12 protein-coding genes are annotated in these 14,882 nt (G+C 71.0%); 8 read left to right on the top strand and 4 right to left on the bottom strand.

Going from position 1 to position 14,882, the window contains the following annotated elements:
* Positions 1 to 541: NAD-binding protein (locus tag ACZ4S3_RS37105; RefSeq protein WP_467942849.1), on the top strand; the 541-nt coding region annotated here is incomplete at its 5' end.
* Positions 542 to 630: 89 nt separating this feature from the next.
* Here ACZ4S3_RS37105 and ACZ4S3_RS37100 read toward each other — a convergent pair.
* Together ACZ4S3_RS37100 and ACZ4S3_RS37095 are read right to left on the bottom strand one after the other, a co-directional pair.
* Positions 631 to 1,827, bottom strand: a complete 1,197-nt coding sequence (locus ACZ4S3_RS37100) for a cytochrome P450 family protein (protein WP_467942847.1) — start codon at positions 1,825 to 1,827, stop codon at positions 631 to 633.
* Complete coding sequence (locus ACZ4S3_RS37095; RefSeq protein WP_467942845.1) at positions 1,824 to 2,264, bottom strand: MarR family winged helix-turn-helix transcriptional regulator; 441 nt, start codon at positions 2,262 to 2,264, stop codon at positions 1,824 to 1,826. Before ACZ4S3_RS37095 ends, ACZ4S3_RS37100 begins: the two co-directional genes overlap by 4 nt.
* Before the next feature lie 108 nt (positions 2,265 to 2,372).
* Between ACZ4S3_RS37095 and ACZ4S3_RS37090 the strand changes: the two genes are divergently transcribed.
* Positions 2,373 to 2,600 carry a hypothetical protein gene (locus tag ACZ4S3_RS37090; RefSeq protein ID WP_467942843.1) on the top strand — a complete coding sequence of 76 codons (228 nt, stop codon included), beginning with the start codon at positions 2,373 to 2,375 and terminating at the stop codon, positions 2,598 to 2,600.
* 752 nt (positions 2,601 to 3,352) lie between these two features.
* Here ACZ4S3_RS37090 and ACZ4S3_RS37085 read toward each other — a convergent pair.
* The gene (locus ACZ4S3_RS37085; protein WP_467942841.1) at positions 3,353 to 3,697 is read right to left on the bottom strand and encodes an AfsA-related hotdog domain-containing protein; all 345 of its coding nucleotides are present in this window, start codon (positions 3,695 to 3,697) and stop codon (positions 3,353 to 3,355) included.
* A gap of 186 nt (positions 3,698 to 3,883) precedes the next feature.
* Between ACZ4S3_RS37085 and ACZ4S3_RS37080 the strand changes: the two genes are divergently transcribed.
* A complete protein-coding gene (locus ACZ4S3_RS37080) occupies positions 3,884 to 4,546 on the top strand; it encodes a ScbR family autoregulator-binding transcription factor (protein WP_467942839.1) in 663 nt (220 codons plus the stop codon).
* Positions 4,547 to 4,948: 402 nt separating this feature from the next.
* Positions 4,949 to 7,438: an MFS transporter gene (locus ACZ4S3_RS37075; RefSeq protein WP_467942837.1), complete on the top strand. Its 2,490-nt coding sequence runs from the start codon at positions 4,949 to 4,951 to the stop codon at positions 7,436 to 7,438.
* Positions 7,439 to 7,529: 91 nt separating this feature from the next.
* Here ACZ4S3_RS37075 and ACZ4S3_RS37070 read toward each other — a convergent pair whose 3' ends face one another.
* Positions 7,530 to 8,222 carry a FadR/GntR family transcriptional regulator gene (locus ACZ4S3_RS37070; protein ID WP_467942836.1) on the bottom strand — a complete coding sequence of 231 codons (693 nt, stop codon included), beginning with the start codon at positions 8,220 to 8,222 and terminating at the stop codon, positions 7,530 to 7,532.
* A gap of 173 nt (positions 8,223 to 8,395) precedes the next feature.
* Between ACZ4S3_RS37070 and leuA the strand changes: the two genes are divergently transcribed.
* The 4 genes from leuA to ACZ4S3_RS37050 all read left to right on the top strand — a co-directional run bounded on the left by leuA (position 8,396) and on the right by ACZ4S3_RS37050 (position 14,715).
* On the top strand, positions 8,396 to 10,213 hold the full coding sequence (leuA, locus tag ACZ4S3_RS37065) for a 2-isopropylmalate synthase (RefSeq protein ID WP_467942834.1): 1,818 nt from the start codon (positions 8,396 to 8,398) through the stop codon (positions 10,211 to 10,213).
* 269 nt (positions 10,214 to 10,482) lie between these two features.
* Positions 10,483 to 12,012 carry a right-handed parallel beta-helix repeat-containing protein gene (locus ACZ4S3_RS37060; protein ID WP_467942833.1) on the top strand — a complete coding sequence of 510 codons (1,530 nt, stop codon included), beginning with the start codon at positions 10,483 to 10,485 and terminating at the stop codon, positions 12,010 to 12,012.
* A gap of 335 nt (positions 12,013 to 12,347) precedes the next feature.
* Positions 12,348 to 13,088 (top strand): DUF4232 domain-containing protein, encoded by a 741-nt coding sequence (locus ACZ4S3_RS37055; protein ID WP_467942831.1) that lies wholly within the window; start codon positions 12,348 to 12,350, stop codon positions 13,086 to 13,088.
* Positions 13,089 to 13,623: 535 nt separating this feature from the next.
* A complete protein-coding gene (locus tag ACZ4S3_RS37050) occupies positions 13,624 to 14,715 on the top strand; it encodes an NADH-quinone oxidoreductase subunit B family protein (protein WP_467942829.1) in 1,092 nt (363 codons plus the stop codon).
* Positions 14,716 to 14,882 lie beyond the last annotated feature (167 nt).

Below are 14,882 nucleotides of genomic sequence, written 5' to 3'. Positions count from 1 at the left end.
CCTGGACGCCCCCGTCTCCGGCGGCGAAGCCGGCGCCATCGAAGCGGTCCTGTCCATCATGGTCGGCGGCGACCAGAGCGACTTCGACGCCGCCCAGCCCCTCCTCCAGGCCCTCGGCAAGACCATCGTCCTGTGCGGCCCGCACGGCTCGGGCCAGACCGTCAAGGCCGCCAACCAGCTCATCGTCGCCATCAACATCCAGGCCTGCGCCGAAGCCGTCGTCTTCCTCGAGAAGTCCGGCGTCGACCTCCCCGCCGCCCTCGACGTCCTGAACGGCGGCCTGGCCGGCTCCACCGTCCTCGCCCGCAAGAAGGACAACTTCAAAAACCGCGACTTCAAGCCCGGCTTCCGCATCGACCTCCACCACAAGGACATGGGCATCGTCACCGACGCCGCCCGCACCGTCGGCGCCGCCCTCCCCGTCGGCTCCGTCGTCGCCAACCTCGTCGCCTCCCTCCGCGCCCAGGGCGACGGCAACCTCGACCACTCCGCCCTCCTCCGCGGCGTCGAACGCCTCTCCGGCCACACCACCGAAAGCTGAGACGGGTCGCGGTCCTTGCGCCGCGACCGACCCGGAACCAGCCGGCGCCGCGACTGCCGTACTGCAGCCGCGGCGCCGGTTTGCTGTGTTCAGCCGGCCGCCGAGGTCACCGGGAGTCCCGCCAGGCCGCGCATCAACCGCGTCCGCCGCCACTCGAGCGCCTCCCCGCCCGCTTCGGTACGCCGCAGCTCCGGGAAGCGCGTCAGCAGCACCTCGAACGCGATCCGCGCCTCGATGCGGGCCAACGGCGCACCGAGGCAGTGATGCGGCCCGTGACCGAACGAGAGATGGCCGGCAGGACGGTCGAGCCGTACGGCGTCGGGCGACGGGAACCGCGCCGGATCGCGATTGGCGGCACCGGGGGAGACCAGGACGACGTCGCCCGGCTCGATGTGGGCGCCGGCCAGCTCCATCGGTTCGGTGGCGTAGCGGAAGGTGGCGAGGGTGATCGGTGCGTCGTAGCGCAGGAGTTCCTCGACCGCGCCAGGAAGCAGCCCGGGATCGGCCCTGAGGCGGGCGCGGAGCGCGTCGTCGAGGAGCAGGGCGAGCATGCCGTTGCCGATGAGGTTGGCCGTGGTCTCGTGCCCGGCGACCACCAACAGCACGGCCAGGGAGACCAGTTCGGGCTCCGTCAGCCGGTCCTCCTCGTCCCGTGCGGCGATCAGACCGCTGAGCACGTCCTCTCCGGGGGCGGTCCGGCGGGCCGCGATCAGCTGCGTCATGTAGTCGCTGAGGGCATGTGACGCGCGGTCGACGGTATCCGGATCCGCGGCCGCGAAAAGGTCGTTGGACCAGTGCCGTACGGCCGCCCGGTCCGGCTCCGGCACGCCGAGGAGTTCGCTGATCACGGCGATGGGCAGCGGCACGGCGAATTCCTCGATGAGATCCGCGGACCCGCGCGCGGCCAGTCCGGCGGCCAGCGCATCGGCCAGGCCCTCCGCGATCTCGCGGATACGGGGCTCCAAGCGGGCGACGGCCGCCGGGGTGAATGCCGTCATCGCCAGCTTCCGCAGCCGGCCGTGGTCCGGCGGGTCGGTGGCGAGCATGCTGCGGCTCACGGCCGGGGCCAGATTGCGGGTGGACGGCCGGTCGGCGAAGTACCTCGCGGTGTCCTTCGACAGCGGCGCGGCGGCCAGCGCCGTCCGCGCCGCCGCCCATCCGGTGACGACCCATGTCGTACGGCCGTTGCCGGTCCGTATCCGCTGTACGGGGCCGCGCTCGCGGAGGGCGGCGAGCAGCGGGTACGGGTCCCGGGAGAATGCGCTCGAGTCCAGGGGGCTGTTCACGGCCGGCCGGCCTGGGCCAGGGCCTTGCGGAGCAAGCGCAAGGTGGCCGCCTGGTCCTCGGGGCTCAACGCCGCCAGGGGCGACTGCTCGACCATCGCCTCGATCAGCTCGCCGCGCACCAGCGCCCCCTTGTCCGTCAGCTCGACCATCTTGGAACGCCGGTCCGCCGGATCGGGCACCCGCTCCGTGAGCCCCTGCATGTCGAGGCGGGTGACCAGGAACGTGGCGCTGGAGGGATCGCAGTGCAGCAGGCCCGCGAGGACCTTCATCGACGGGGCGGGGAGCGCGGGATCGAGCACCCACAGCGCATCCGCGAGCGGAACCGTCAGCCCCAGCCCGTCGAGGGTTTCCCTGAGCTGGGCCTGAGACGCGCCGATGACCTCGCGGACGGCGATGAGCAGCTCCCGCGTACGTTCGGCCGGTGTCGGTGTCACCACATGGCCAGCCTACGGGGCACTGATTGGAGTCTCCAAGCTTGGAGCTCACAGGCCTGCCGACCGGACTTTCGACGTGCGCGGCCGGGAAGCCCGGCGCACGCTGGACTCATGACCGAGCACCCGCCCGTGATCGTGCACCCACCGACGCCGTCCGGCGGCCGGCGAGTGACCGTGCGTGGCCAGATCGTCGGGCTCGCCCACGGCCGGGGCGACGTCGCCGAATTCCTCCGCCGCGCGGGAGTAGCCGGACCCGCCGAGGAGATCGAGCTGGATAACCCCCGGATCGTCGAATGGCGCGGGGGCAACCTGGACGAATGGCCGATGCCGCCTGCCTGAACCGTGCGGGGCGGCGCGGCGGTCCCGGAACCCGGACCATGCCACGTGCCGCACCCGCGGCGTGTGCCTCAGGGGTCACACGCATTGCGGCGTTCATATCGGTCTCGATGAAGCCCGGGGCGATGGTGTTCACCGTGATACCGCGCTCGCCGAGGTCCTTGGCCGGTGAGGGGCAGGGTGTCCACGGCGCCCTTGGACAGCGCGTAGGCGATGGTCGGCGGGAAGGCCGTGGTGGTCACTGCCGAGCAGACTTTGATGATGCGTCCGCCGTCGCGCATCCGGCGCAGACCGTGCTGCACAGTGCACCGTCCTGGGCGAGGTGGGGAATTCAGGAACGTGTGTCCAGCGCGGTCAGTGTGGAGACGAACACCGGCTCGCCGTCCTGTGAACCGTGATCCGGACGGTCGTGGTGCGGGGCCGGCCGGCGAGGGAGAGCAGGACACGTCACTGTTCCGGCCGTCCTTGCGGAAGGTCATGGCGAAGTGTCCGCCGGAGAGCGCGCCGCTCCGGATCCGCAGCCGGCTAAGGGCTGTCCCGTAATCCCTGGCGGATCAGCGCGCGGCGTCAGATGCGGTGCATCGCAAGGCGGAGGAGCGTCCCGATACTGGATGTATCGGGATGTTCCGACAACGCGGCGAGGTGCCGTAGCTGTCGTCGCGCGCCTGCCAGGGATTACGGGACAGCCCTTAGTTGACCTCGATCGTCAATCGGGTGGGTCCACAGCCAACCGTCAGATCCTCGGGGTGTGTTGTCTACACAAGATTTCCGAGGACGAAGTGGTGGCCGACCGGCACGCCGAGTTGCGTGTGGCACGGGAGCAGGCCTGCCTGCCGGATGGTCTCGCCGGTAAGGATGAGGTGGTGGCGGCCGTGAAGCGGGGTGAAATACGCGTGATCGTGGGGCCGCTGGGCGGTCAGTGAGAAACGGTGGCCGTCAGGTCGGCGCCATGATGTGACCAGAATGTCTTCGGTGAAGGAGCGGTGCACGAGCTCCCGGGGATTGCGGGGTTCTCGGTGATGCCCGGTGACGGCGCGGCGGGGCCGGTTCAGGTGTACCTGCCGTGGACTCTTCGGCCGAACCGTGCCGCTGACGTGCATAGTGTCGCTCATGACTGCCCCCAGGCGCCTCAATGAGGTGAGTGTCGATGCCATTAAAATACGTACCATCCGGTTTTCTTTTCCGTGCCGGAGTGACGAGACGAAGCAAGTAGCTGGTGCTGGGGCGACTTGGGCGATAGCTAACTCATGCGGAACTTGAAAGCAGCGAGAGGCAGGAGGCGTCCTGTGGCGCAACAGGACCGCGCGATCCGAACCCGGCGATTGATCTTGGAGGCGGCCGCTTCGGTCTTTGACGAGCTCGGCTATGACCGCGCGACCATCGCCGAAGTACTCGAGCGCGCCGGCGTGACGAAGGGCGCCTTATATTTCCACTTCGCTTCCAAGGAGCAGCTCGCGCTGGCTGTGCTCCAGGAGCGGGTGATCGACATCTCGGTGGCGCCCCAGAAGATCAAGCTGCAGGAGTTCGTCGACGCGGGGCAGGTGCTGGCGTACCGGCTGCGGAGTGATCCGATTCAGCGCGGGGCGGCCCGGCTGGCGGTCGAGCTGGGCTCGAACCACCTGGACCGCAAGCAGTCGATAATGGCCTGGACGCGGTTCGTCGAGGGCCTGCTGGGTCAGGCGCGAGACCGTGGTGAGGTGCTGGAGGGCGTCGTCGTGAACGACACCGCAGAGTTCTTCGTCGGAGCGTTCGCCGGACTGCAGTTGATGTCGAATGCCGTGAGCAATCAGGCGGATCTCAGTCACCGCCTGACGGTTTTCTTCGAGCACACCCTCCCCAGCATTGCGGTCCCGGCCGTGCTCGCCAAACTCAAGCTGGATCCGGAGCGGGGTGCCGAACTCGATGCCGCGCTCAAGGGGAAAGCGCTGACGGACGCCGCTTCGGCGTGAGGTGAAAGGCGGGCGATTCGAAAGGCGAGCAGGAGAAGCGTGGGGCAGAAAAATACCGCGCGGACGGTATTTAACAACGGTATTTAACGCCCTCGCCGAAGTCCGCGGCGCCTTCTGGTGTCTGCCGCGGCGGTGCGGTGGCGCAGAGGGAGAGGCGGGCGGCCGCCGCGAAGGGGGCCCGCCGGTAAGGGGGGTGAGCCAGATCACGGCCGATGTGGCGAGAAGTCTTTCTGTAGGCCGGAATAGGACGCCGGCGTAAAACGTTCGGCATGCATGTATTCATGGTCCCGGCGGCGTCGGGGCCATGTGTCATACCTGTAGGCAATGCCGTCCCCAACGGCCGCCGTCAGCCCTGCTCCGCCCCCGACGACACTCATCTCTGCCGCCCTGGAGGCCGCACGCATGACCCAGACGACGACCGACCAGCTGTCCGGGAGGACACCGATCCCCGGTGCCGCGCAGGCGGTGCCCGACCCCGGCAAGGGCGGGCACCGCAGAGCAGGCCGCGGCATCGTCCCGGTGCTTGCCTTCTCCGGCATCGTCGTCGCGGTGATGCAGACACTGCTCGTGCCGGTCATCAAGGACCTGCCGACGCTGCTCAACACGGCGCCCAGCAACGCCACATGGGTCATGACGGCCACCCTCCTCGCCGGCGCCGTCTCGACACCCATCATGGGACGCCTCGGCGACCTGTACGGCAAGCGGCGGATGCTGCTGGCCAGCCTTGCCGTCATGGTCGTCGGCTCGCTGATCTGCGGATTCACCAGCGACCTGGTCACCATGATCGCGGGCCGGGCGCTGCAGGGCTTCGCCATGGGAGCCATCCCGCTCGGCATCGGCATCATGCGCGACGAGCTGCCGCGCGAACGGCTCGGCTCGGCGATGGCCCTGATGAGCTCGTCCATAGGTGTCGGCGGCGGCCTCGCCCTGCCGGTCGCCGCTCTGGTGGCCCAACACGCCAACTGGCACGCCCTGTTCTTCGGCGCCGCCGGGCTCGGTGTGCTGTCGATGCTGCTCACCGTCCTCGTCGTACCGGAGACCTCCGTACGCGCCCAGGGACGCTTCGACATCGCCGGTGCCCTCGGGCTGTCCGCGGGACTGGTCGCGCTGCTGCTGCCCATCACCAAGGGCAGTGACTGGGGCTGGGGATCGCCCACCATCCTCGCGCTCTTCGGGATCGCGGCGGTGATCCTCGTCCTGTGGGGCCTGATGGAGCTGCGGATCGCCGACCCGCTGGTCGATCTGCGCACCAGCGCCCGCCGCGAGGTGCTGCTCACCAACCTCGCCTCCATCACGGTCGGCGTCGCGTTCTACGCGATCTCTCTGGTGCTGCCGCAGTTGCTCCAGCTCCCGACGTCCACCGGCTACGGCCTCGGCCAGTCGATGGTGGTGGCCGGTCTGTGTGTGGCACCGCTCGGCCTGACGATGATGTTCGTCGCCCCGCTGTATGCGCGGATCGCCGCCCGGCGCGGCCCCAAGATCTCGCTGCTCCTGGGCATGCTGGTGATAGCCATCGGCTACGGCGCGGGCATCGGCCTGATGAACGCCCCCTGGCAGACCGTCATCATCGCGGTGATCGTCGGTGCGGGCATCGGCCTTGCCTACTCCTCGCTGCCCGCGCTGATCATCGGCGCCGTCGACCCGTCCGAGACCGGCGCGGCAAACGGCCTGAACACCCTGATGCGGTCGATCGGCACGTCCGTCTCCAGCGCCGTGATCGGCATGGTGCTGGCCCATATGTCCCAGGACATGGGCCCGGTGACGGTGCCGACCATGGCCGGCTTCCGGGTCTCCTTCCTGATCGCGACTGCCGCGGTCCTGATCGGCGTCTTCGTGGCGGCATTCCTGCCGTCGCAGCGCACGGCATCCCGTACGACGCCGACCCTGGTCGCGCAGAGCACGGATCTGGTGAAGGAGACGGGCGAGGCGGCTGCTCCGGCCGCCGCGGCAGGTCCGGCCGACGCCGCGCACGACCCGGTGACGCCCACCCGACAGGCGACGACCGACCGGCTCGCCCAGCCCGACCCGCTCACCAAGCCTGACGCGCAGGCGGAGCCCCCCTCGCTCGCGAAGCCCGCGCCTTCCCGGGCGCAGCCCGGCACCGAAGGCCGGGCGGACCGCGCGGCGTTCCGGGGCCGCGTCCTGGACCCGTCCGGCGCGCCCGTCCGCCGGGCCACCGTCACCCTCATCGACCGGCAGGGCGGCCAGGCCGGCGTCACCACCGCCGACGACGACGGCCGTTACGCACTCGCCGCCCCCGCCGCCGGCACGTACGTCCTCACCGGCGCCGCCCCCGGCCATACGCCGCACGCGGCCTCGGCCACGTACCGCGGTGAGGGCGCGCCGACCGCCGTGGACCTGGTCCTGGCCGGCACCGGCCGGCTGGGCGGCACCCTGCTCGGCGGACCGGACGGCGCCCCGCTGGCCGATGCGAGCATCGTCGTCACCGATGCCCGGGGCGATGTGGTGACCCGTACGACCTCCGGCGCCGAGGGCAGCTGGGAGGTCTCCCACCTCCCGTCCGGCACCTACACCCTGGTCCTGAGCGCCCCCGGCCACCGGCCCGAGGCCCGCACCGTCGAACTGCCCGGCGCCGAAGCGGCACGCCAGGACGCCCGGCTGCGGCCGACCGCGCTCGTCCGCGGCACGGTCCGGGGTCCCGGCGGCCGACCGCTCGCGGATGCGGCGGTGACCCTCCTGGAGGACGGTACGGTCACCGGCCACACCGTCACCGGCCCGGACGGCGCGTTCGCGTTCTCCGACCTGGCGGGAAGCCACTACACGCTCACGGCGGCCGGCTACCCGCCGCACGCCGCGCCGATATCCCTCGCGGGCGGCGCCGATGAGGTCCTGGACCTGGAGCTCGCCCAGCCGTCGGCCGCCGCTCACTGACGGCCACATCACTGTCCCCCCGTCCGCCCCGCCCCTCTCAGGGCGGGGCGGACGTGCGAGGCCGGGCGGCGGGCGGTCGCTCGGGCGCGGTTCAGCGCGCCATCAACTCCCGCAACGTAGCCTCGAGTTCGGACTGCAGGATGCGGCCGGCGGCCTCCCCGTCACCGCTGATCACGGCTTCCGCCAGGGCCGCGTGCCGGGCGTCGCCGTGCGGCGGGTCCGGGTCACGCAGGCCCAGCAGGTCCACGAGCTCGATCAGGCCCTGGCGCAGGACGGGCACGAACTCTGCGAACAGGTCGGTCAGTACGGGGTTGTGCGCGGCGTCGACCACGGTCGCGTGCAGGGCGATATCCGCGTCCACGAAGGCCGCGTTGTCGCTTCCGGACCAGGCGGTGCGCCGCTTCTCGAGGGCGGCGCGCATGGCCGCGATATCGGCGTCCGTGCGCCGGTCGGCGGCCAGCCGGGCGGCCTGGACCTCGACCATCATGCGCACCTCGTAGACATCGGCGACGGCCGCGCGGCGCAGGCGGGCCGGCCAGTCCTCGGTGGGCTCGGTGGCGATCACGAAGACGCCGGAGCCCTGCCGTGGCTGCACCAACCCCGCGCCCGCCAGGGCCCGTACGGCCTCGCGGACCGTGGAGCGGCCGACGCCGAGGGTTTTGGCCAGGGTTGTTTCGCCGGGGAGCTTGGTGCCCACCGGCCAGTGCCCGCCGGTGATCTGGTCGCGCAGCCGCTGGGCGGCCTGTTCGACCAGGGGGCTGGGGCGAAGGGCTTCGAGAGACATCCGGGGGTACCTGCCACCTCTCAGGTTGTCTGAGGAGTTGTTTCATGGTTAGTGTACCCGGCATGAAGCTGCGTGGTCTCCTTCTCGGCCGCCGCGGCGGGGCCTGACGCGACCGGCACCCCGCCGCGGGGTTCGGCGCTGCCGGTCTCCTCCGGCTCCTCAGAAGGACAGCGATGACCAGCACCACTTCCCCCCGCTCCGCCACCGCCTTCCCCTCGCTCCGTACACCCGCCGGCCCCGTCCCCGCCGCCGCACCCGCCTGGAATCCGCAGCGCGGCAGCGCGATGCCTTCCCACCGCTACCGGCCCGCCCACGAGCGCGTCGACGTACCGCTGACCCCACGCGCCTGGCCCGCCGCCCGGATCGAGCAGGCCCCGCTGTGGGTGCCGGTCGATCTGCGCGACGGCAACCAGGCACTGGTCGAACCGATGGACATCCCCCGTAAGCGCCGGATGTTCGACCTGCTGGTCGCGATGGGGTTCAAGGAGATCGAGGTCGCCTATCCGTCCGCCAGCCGGACGGACTTCGGCTTCGTGCGGCATCTGGCCGAGAGCGGCGCCGTGCCCGACGACGTCACCGTCGTCGTCTTCACCCCCGCCCGCCGCGAGCTGATCGAGCGGACCTTCGCCGCCATCGAGGGGCTGCCGCGCACCGTGGTGCACCTCTATACGGCCACCGCACCCACCTGGCGCGAGGTCGTCCTCGGCCGCAGCCGCGACGACGTGCACGCCCTGGTCCGCGACGCCGCCACGTACATGGCCCAACTGGCCGCCGCCCGCCCGCAGTCCGACATCCGGTTCCAGTTCTCGCCCGAGGTCTTCAACCTCACCGAGCCCGACCTCGTCCTGGAGATCTGCAACGGGCTGACGGAACTCTGGGATGCCTCGCCCGACCGCCCGGTGACCCTCAATCTGCCGGCCACCGTCGAGATCGCCACGCCCAATGTGTACGCCGACCAGATCGAGTACATGCACCGCCACCTTCAGCGGCGCGACGGGGTCATCCTCTCCGTGCACCCGCACAACGACCGGGGCACCGGGGTGGCCTGTGCGGAACTCGCGGTCCTGGCCGGGGCGCAGCGCGTGGAGGGCTGCCTGTTCGGGAACGGCGAGCGCACCGGCAACGTCGATCTGGTCACGCTCGCGCTCAATCTGCACACCCAGGGCGTCGACCCGATGGTCGACTTCTCGGACATCGACACCGTCCGCCGCACGGTCGAGGACTGCATCCGTATCCCCGTCCACCCCCGCCACCCCTACGCCGGTGAGCTGGTGCACACCGCCTTCTCCGGCACCCACCAGGACGCCATCAGCAAGGGGCTGGCCCACCACGCCAAGCGCGCCGCCGAGCTGGGCGTCCCGGAGTCCGAGGCCCCGTGGGCGGTGCCGTATCTGCCGGTCGACCCCGCCGATCTCGGGTGCAGTTACGAGGCCGTCATCAGGGTCAACAGCCAGTCGGGGAAGGGCGGTATCGCGCATCTGCTGCAGGTGCACCACGGCCTGGACCTGCCGCGCGAGATGCGGCCCGACTTCTCCCGTACGGTGCAGAGCGCCACGGACGACAGCGGCCAGGAGGCCACGCCGAAGGACCTGTGGGAGCTGTTCCGCAGCACCTATCTCGTCCCGGGTACGCACGGTCCGCTGACGCTCGGCTCCTGGAGCGCGGCCGAGCCGGCCCCGGGGGAGCACCGGGTCACCTGCGCACTCGGTACGGACGGCGGCTCGCGTCGCTACGAAGGCACCGGGAACGGGCCGCTCGCCGCGTTCAGCGATGCGCTCGCCGCCGCCGGATACCCCGTCGAGATCGTCAGCTACGCCGAGCACGCCACCGCCTCCGGACCGGACAGCGCCGCCGTCGCCTACGTCCAGTGCCGGATCGGCGGCGCCATGTACTGGGGTGCGGGCCAGGACACCTCCGTCCTGACGGCCTCGGTGCGGGCCGTGCTGTCGGCCGTCAACCGGGCGCGAGGAGCCGCAGAAGCGGGCCGCTGAGGTCGGCCGACGTCGGCCGACAGCAGCGGGGCAGCCGATGGGGGACGCTCCGGCCGTACGGGCGCCGGGGCGTCCGCGGCGCCCCCGGCGCCCGTTCCGGGCCGATCAACTCGCCGACGAGTTCCGGGAGTTGCACTTTCGCGGGCGAGGGCTTGGACTTTCCCGTACGTCCCGGCGGCCACGTCTTGCCGGCGAAGGGCGGGGGCTTGACGATGTGGCCGACCTCGTCGGCCCCAGGCTCCTGCCGACGCACCGAACCGGGAGAGACGATGCTCCGATTCCCCGCAGGCCGGCTGCGCAGGGCGGCCGTCACGGCGCTGGCCACCACCTCGGCCGTCGCCGCCCTGGCCACCCCGCAAGCGACAGCCGTGCCGGCGCGCACCACGGGATCCACCTATTACGTGGACTGCGCCGCCGGTTCCGACATCGCCGCCGGTACGAGCGCCCGGACCGCCTGGCGCACGCTCCAGAAGGCGAGTGCGGCGCGCTTGCGGCCCGGAGACCGCATCCTCTTCCAGCGTGGCACCACCTGCACCGGCACCTTCGCGCCCACCGGTTCGGGTGCCGCCGGCGCGCCGCTCGCCGCGGGTGCCTACGGCAGCGGCGAAAAGCCCCATATCGAGGGCGCGGGGGCGCGGGCCGCGATCCTGCTGGACAACGTGCAGTACTGGGAGCTGCGTGACCTCGACGTGTCCAACACCGGCCCCGCCACCACTACCGACCGCCGCGCCGGGGTACTCGTACGGCTCCACGACTTCGGCACCGGCCGCCACTATCTGGTCGACGGCGTGGACGTACACGACGTCAACGGTGCCGACTTCAAGGACCCGGACCCGTCCGGCGGCATCCTCTTTGCCGTACAGGGCGCGGCCGAGCCGACCCGCTTCGCCGATGTGACGGTCCGTCACTCAACGGTGAAGCACACCGATCGCACCGGTATCGGCACCTCGTCCACCTGGGGCCGACGCCCTGAACACCCGCAAGGGCCCGGCACCTCCTTCGCGCCGATCACGGGCCTGTTCCTGCACGACAACACGGTGCGCGACGTCGGCGGTGACGGGATTGTCGTACAGAACGCGATCGGCGCGCGCGTCGAACACAATCTGGTCGAGGGCTTCAACATGCGCTCGGCGGGCTACAACGCCGGGGTCTGGGCGTGGAATTCCGACCGGGTCGTCTACCAGTTCAACGAGGTCAGCGGCGGCCATGGCACCCGGGACTCGATGGCGTACGACATCGACGGCGGGAACAACGGCAACGTCTACCAGTACAACTACAGCCACGACAACGAGGGCGGTTTCCTGCTGATCTGCAACGGCGAGGGGATGACCTCCGACCGCAATACGGTGCGTTACAACGTCAGCCTCAACGACCGGAACACCTCCGCGCCCTATGGCGTCGTCTCGGTCGTCTGCGCGGGGGCGACGCACACCCTCGTCCACAACAACACCCTCGCCACCAATGCCCCGGGCACCGCGATGGTCAGCAGCAACGGCCCCGGCGGCGTCACCTTCCGCAACAACATCTTCGCGGGCGCCGCGGCGAATTCCCCGATCAGCGACGCGCACAACACCTACGACCACAACCTCTACGCCCGCATCTCCGCCGTCCCGGACGGTGACACCGCGGCGGTGCGCACCGACCCGCGGTTCCTCGCGCCCGACGACGTCCGACTCCGCGCCGGCTCCCCGGCCCTCGGTGCGGGCGTACGCGTCCCGGACTCGGGCGACCGCGACTTCTACGGCAACCCGGTCCCCGACCCGCCGAACATCGGCGCGTACCAGGCACAGGGGGAGTAGCGCGCGAGCCGCCCGTGCCCGCCCGTGCCGTCTGTGGCCATCTGTGGGCGACCGCATGCCCTCAGGGGGAGACCGGCGTCCGGCGTCCGGGTGGTCATCGGGCGCTCACCGGCGGGTGACGGCGCATGCGGCCGGTGACGGCGCGCTCTGCGGTAGCGCGGTGCGGGGAAATTTCTGCGAGCCTGAGCGGCGCACCCGGCGCTCCGGCTCGTTAGCGGTGCGTTAGCGCGTCGTTAGCGGACCGGCAGTGCCCGGGGTCACGCTGGAAGTACAACGGACCGACCGTGCGCACCCCACCCGCGAGGGTACGCAACCACCAGACGAGGGGGAGACTGATGTCCTTCACCACCACAACCCTCGGCCGCGGCCGTCGAGTCGCCGCCGGATCACTGATCGCCGTCGCGGCGCTCGCGCTCACCGCCTGCCAGAACGGGACGGACGCCGCATCCCACTCCTCGTCGGCCTCCGCGCCCGCCGCGGCCCCCAGCACCGACAGCGGTCACGGTTCGCAGCCGAAGGGCAACAACCCGAAGCCGTCCGGTGGCCAGGGCCACTCCAACGAAGCCGCCGGGCCGTCGTCCGGCGCCGGGCAGAAGTCCCCCGGCGGCAAGCCGGAAGGCAACGCCCCGAGCGCGAGCGAGTCCCACACCTCGGTCATGACGGCCTCGGACCGCTGCTCCGCGAACAACATGTCGCTGCGCCTGGGCCGCACCGACATCGGGGCGGGCAACATCCACATCCCCCTGGTGTTCACCAACAAGAGCAAGACGGCCTGTTCGCTGAACGGCTTCCCCGGGGTCTCGCTGATCCTGCGCGACGGCTCGACCGTCGGCAAGCCCGCCACCCGCTCGGGCACCGCGGGCGGCTCCGTCCGGCTGCAGCCGGGGCAGAGCGCACACGCCGTGCTGCACACGGTCAACGACGGCATCTCCGACACCCCGTGCTGGAACAAGTCGCAGCTGGTCTACGTCTACCCGCCCGGCTCCAAGGACTCGATGACCACCAACAGCGGTGGGCTGCGGGTGTGCGGCGGACGCTTCGATGTGTCCACGGTGCAGACCGGATCCGAGGGCTGACGACGAGCACGGGGGCATGCCCCCGTAGAACGCCTCCCGGTGCCCCTCGCGCCCAGACCCGCACGGTACGGGCCGGGCGCCCGAGGGCATGCGCCAGGACGCCGGTCATCACGGCCTTGCCACCAGCCCGGACGCGCCGGTCGCCGCGGCGTGCCGCCGGGCGGGTAGCGATGCGGGGGGATTGCGGGGCCGCGGTGGGGCCGCTGCGGATGGCGCGGCTGAGCAGGGTGCGGATGAGCAGGGTGCGTGTACGGGCCTCGCCGGAGCGCGGGGTAGTCCTGAGACCGGCAGGCCGGGTGCGACGACCGGTTGCCCATGATCGCGGAGTACCGGCGGGTCATGCGGGTGACGCCTACCGCGTACGCCGCCGGGCGGCCGCCGCTCGCCCCCTCTGAGCGGGGCCCGGAGCGGCGCGCCACGCCCCCGTCACTGGAACGGACCGCGTGACCGCTCCAGGGGTGGTGATCGGTGTTACCAAGGGGATGGAAGCCGTCATACGCGCTTTTGTTGCATACCCCTGCAAGGAGGCATCCCGATGGATGCAGGACCGTCGACCGTTGCCGACCGTACGCAAGCGAACGGGAGCCCGTCCGGCGAGGACGAGGCCCCGATTCATGTGTTGTGGATCAACGCGGGCCTGAGCTGCGACGGCGACTCGGTATCGCTGACCGCCGCGACCCAGCCGAGCATCGAGGAGATCGCGCTCAGCGTGCTGCCCGGCCTGCCCAAGATCCAGGTGCACTGGCCGCTGATCGACTTCGAATGCGGTCCGGTGCAGGGCGCGGACAACTTCATCGAGTGGTTCTTCAAGGGAGAACGCGGCGAGATCGACCCGTTCGTGCTGGTCGTCGAGGGGTCCATCCCCAACGAGTCGATCAAGCCGGAGGGGTACTGGTGCGGCTTCGGCGACGACCCCGAGACCGGGCAGCCGATCACCACCAGTGAGTGGATCGACCGGCTCGCGCCCAAGGCGCTGGCGGTCGTCGCGATCGGCACCTGCGCCACCTACGGCGGCATCCACGCCATGGCCGGCAATCCGACCGGCGCGATGGGCGTGCCCGACTACCTGGGCTGGGACTGGACGTCCAAGGCCGGCATCCCGATCGTGTGCGTGCCCGGCTGCCCCATCCAGCCCGACAACTTCTCGGAGACGCTGACCTATCTGCTGTACCAGGCGACGGGTGCGGCCCCGATGATCCCCCTCGACGACCAGCTGCGCCCGTCCTGGCTGTTCGGCGCCACCGTGCACGAGGGCTGCGACCGGGCCGGGTACTACGAGCAGGGCCAGTTCGCCACCACCTACGACTCGCCCAAGTGTCTGGTGAAGCTCGGATGCTGGGGCCCCGTGGTCAAATGCAACGTGCCCAAGCGGGGATGGTTGAACGGCGTCGGTGGCTGCCCGAATGTCGGCGGCATCTGCATCGCCTGCACCATGCCCGGCTTCCCCGACAAATTCATGCCGTTCATGGACGAGCCGCCCGGCGGCAAGGTCTCCAGCACCGCCAGCGCCGCCTACGGCAGTGTCGTCCGCCGGCTGCGCGGCATCACCGCCAGGACCGTGGACCACGAGCCCAAGTGGCGCCACCGCGGCGACAAGCTGACCACCGGTTACCGGTCCCCTTGGTGACCGTACCCACCGCAGCCGTCCACGCCTGATCCCCGGCCTCCGAACCCTGACCCCCGGTCACCGATTGCCCGGTCTCCGATTGCCCGGTCCCTGATTCCCCGGTCCCTGATCGCGCGGTCCCTCCCCCCCCCGGATCGCCCGGTCAGGGGCCGGCCTCCGGCCACCCC

This window comes from Streptomyces sp. NPDC028368, assembly GCF_055565615.1.
The sequence above is the reverse complement of the archived record's forward strand: the minus strand, read 5'-3'. Positions and strand labels throughout refer to the sequence as shown.

Bases quoted from the DNA above. Each gene is read 5' to 3' on its own strand.
- ACZ4S3_RS37060 (WP_467942833.1), top strand. From the start codon at position 10,483: ATGCTCCGATTCCCCGCAGGCCGGCTGCGCAGGGCGGCCGTCACGGCG.
- ACZ4S3_RS37075 (WP_467942837.1), top strand. From the start codon at position 4,949: ATGACCCAGACGACGACCGACCAGCTGTCCGGGAGGACACCGATCCCC.
- ACZ4S3_RS37085 (WP_467942841.1), bottom strand. From the start codon at position 3,697: ATGCACGTCAGCGGCACGGTTCGGCCGAAGAGTCCACGGCAGGTACAC.
- ACZ4S3_RS37070 (WP_467942836.1), bottom strand. From the start codon at position 8,222: ATGTCTCTCGAAGCCCTTCGCCCCAGCCCCCTGGTCGAACAGGCCGCC.
- ACZ4S3_RS37090 (WP_467942843.1), top strand. From the start codon at position 2,373: ATGACCGAGCACCCGCCCGTGATCGTGCACCCACCGACGCCGTCCGGC.
- ACZ4S3_RS37055 (WP_467942831.1), top strand. From the start codon at position 12,348: ATGTCCTTCACCACCACAACCCTCGGCCGCGGCCGTCGAGTCGCCGCC.
- leuA (WP_467942834.1), top strand. From the start codon at position 8,396: ATGACCAGCACCACTTCCCCCCGCTCCGCCACCGCCTTCCCCTCGCTC.
- ACZ4S3_RS37050 (WP_467942829.1), top strand. From the start codon at position 13,624: ATGGATGCAGGACCGTCGACCGTTGCCGACCGTACGCAAGCGAACGGG.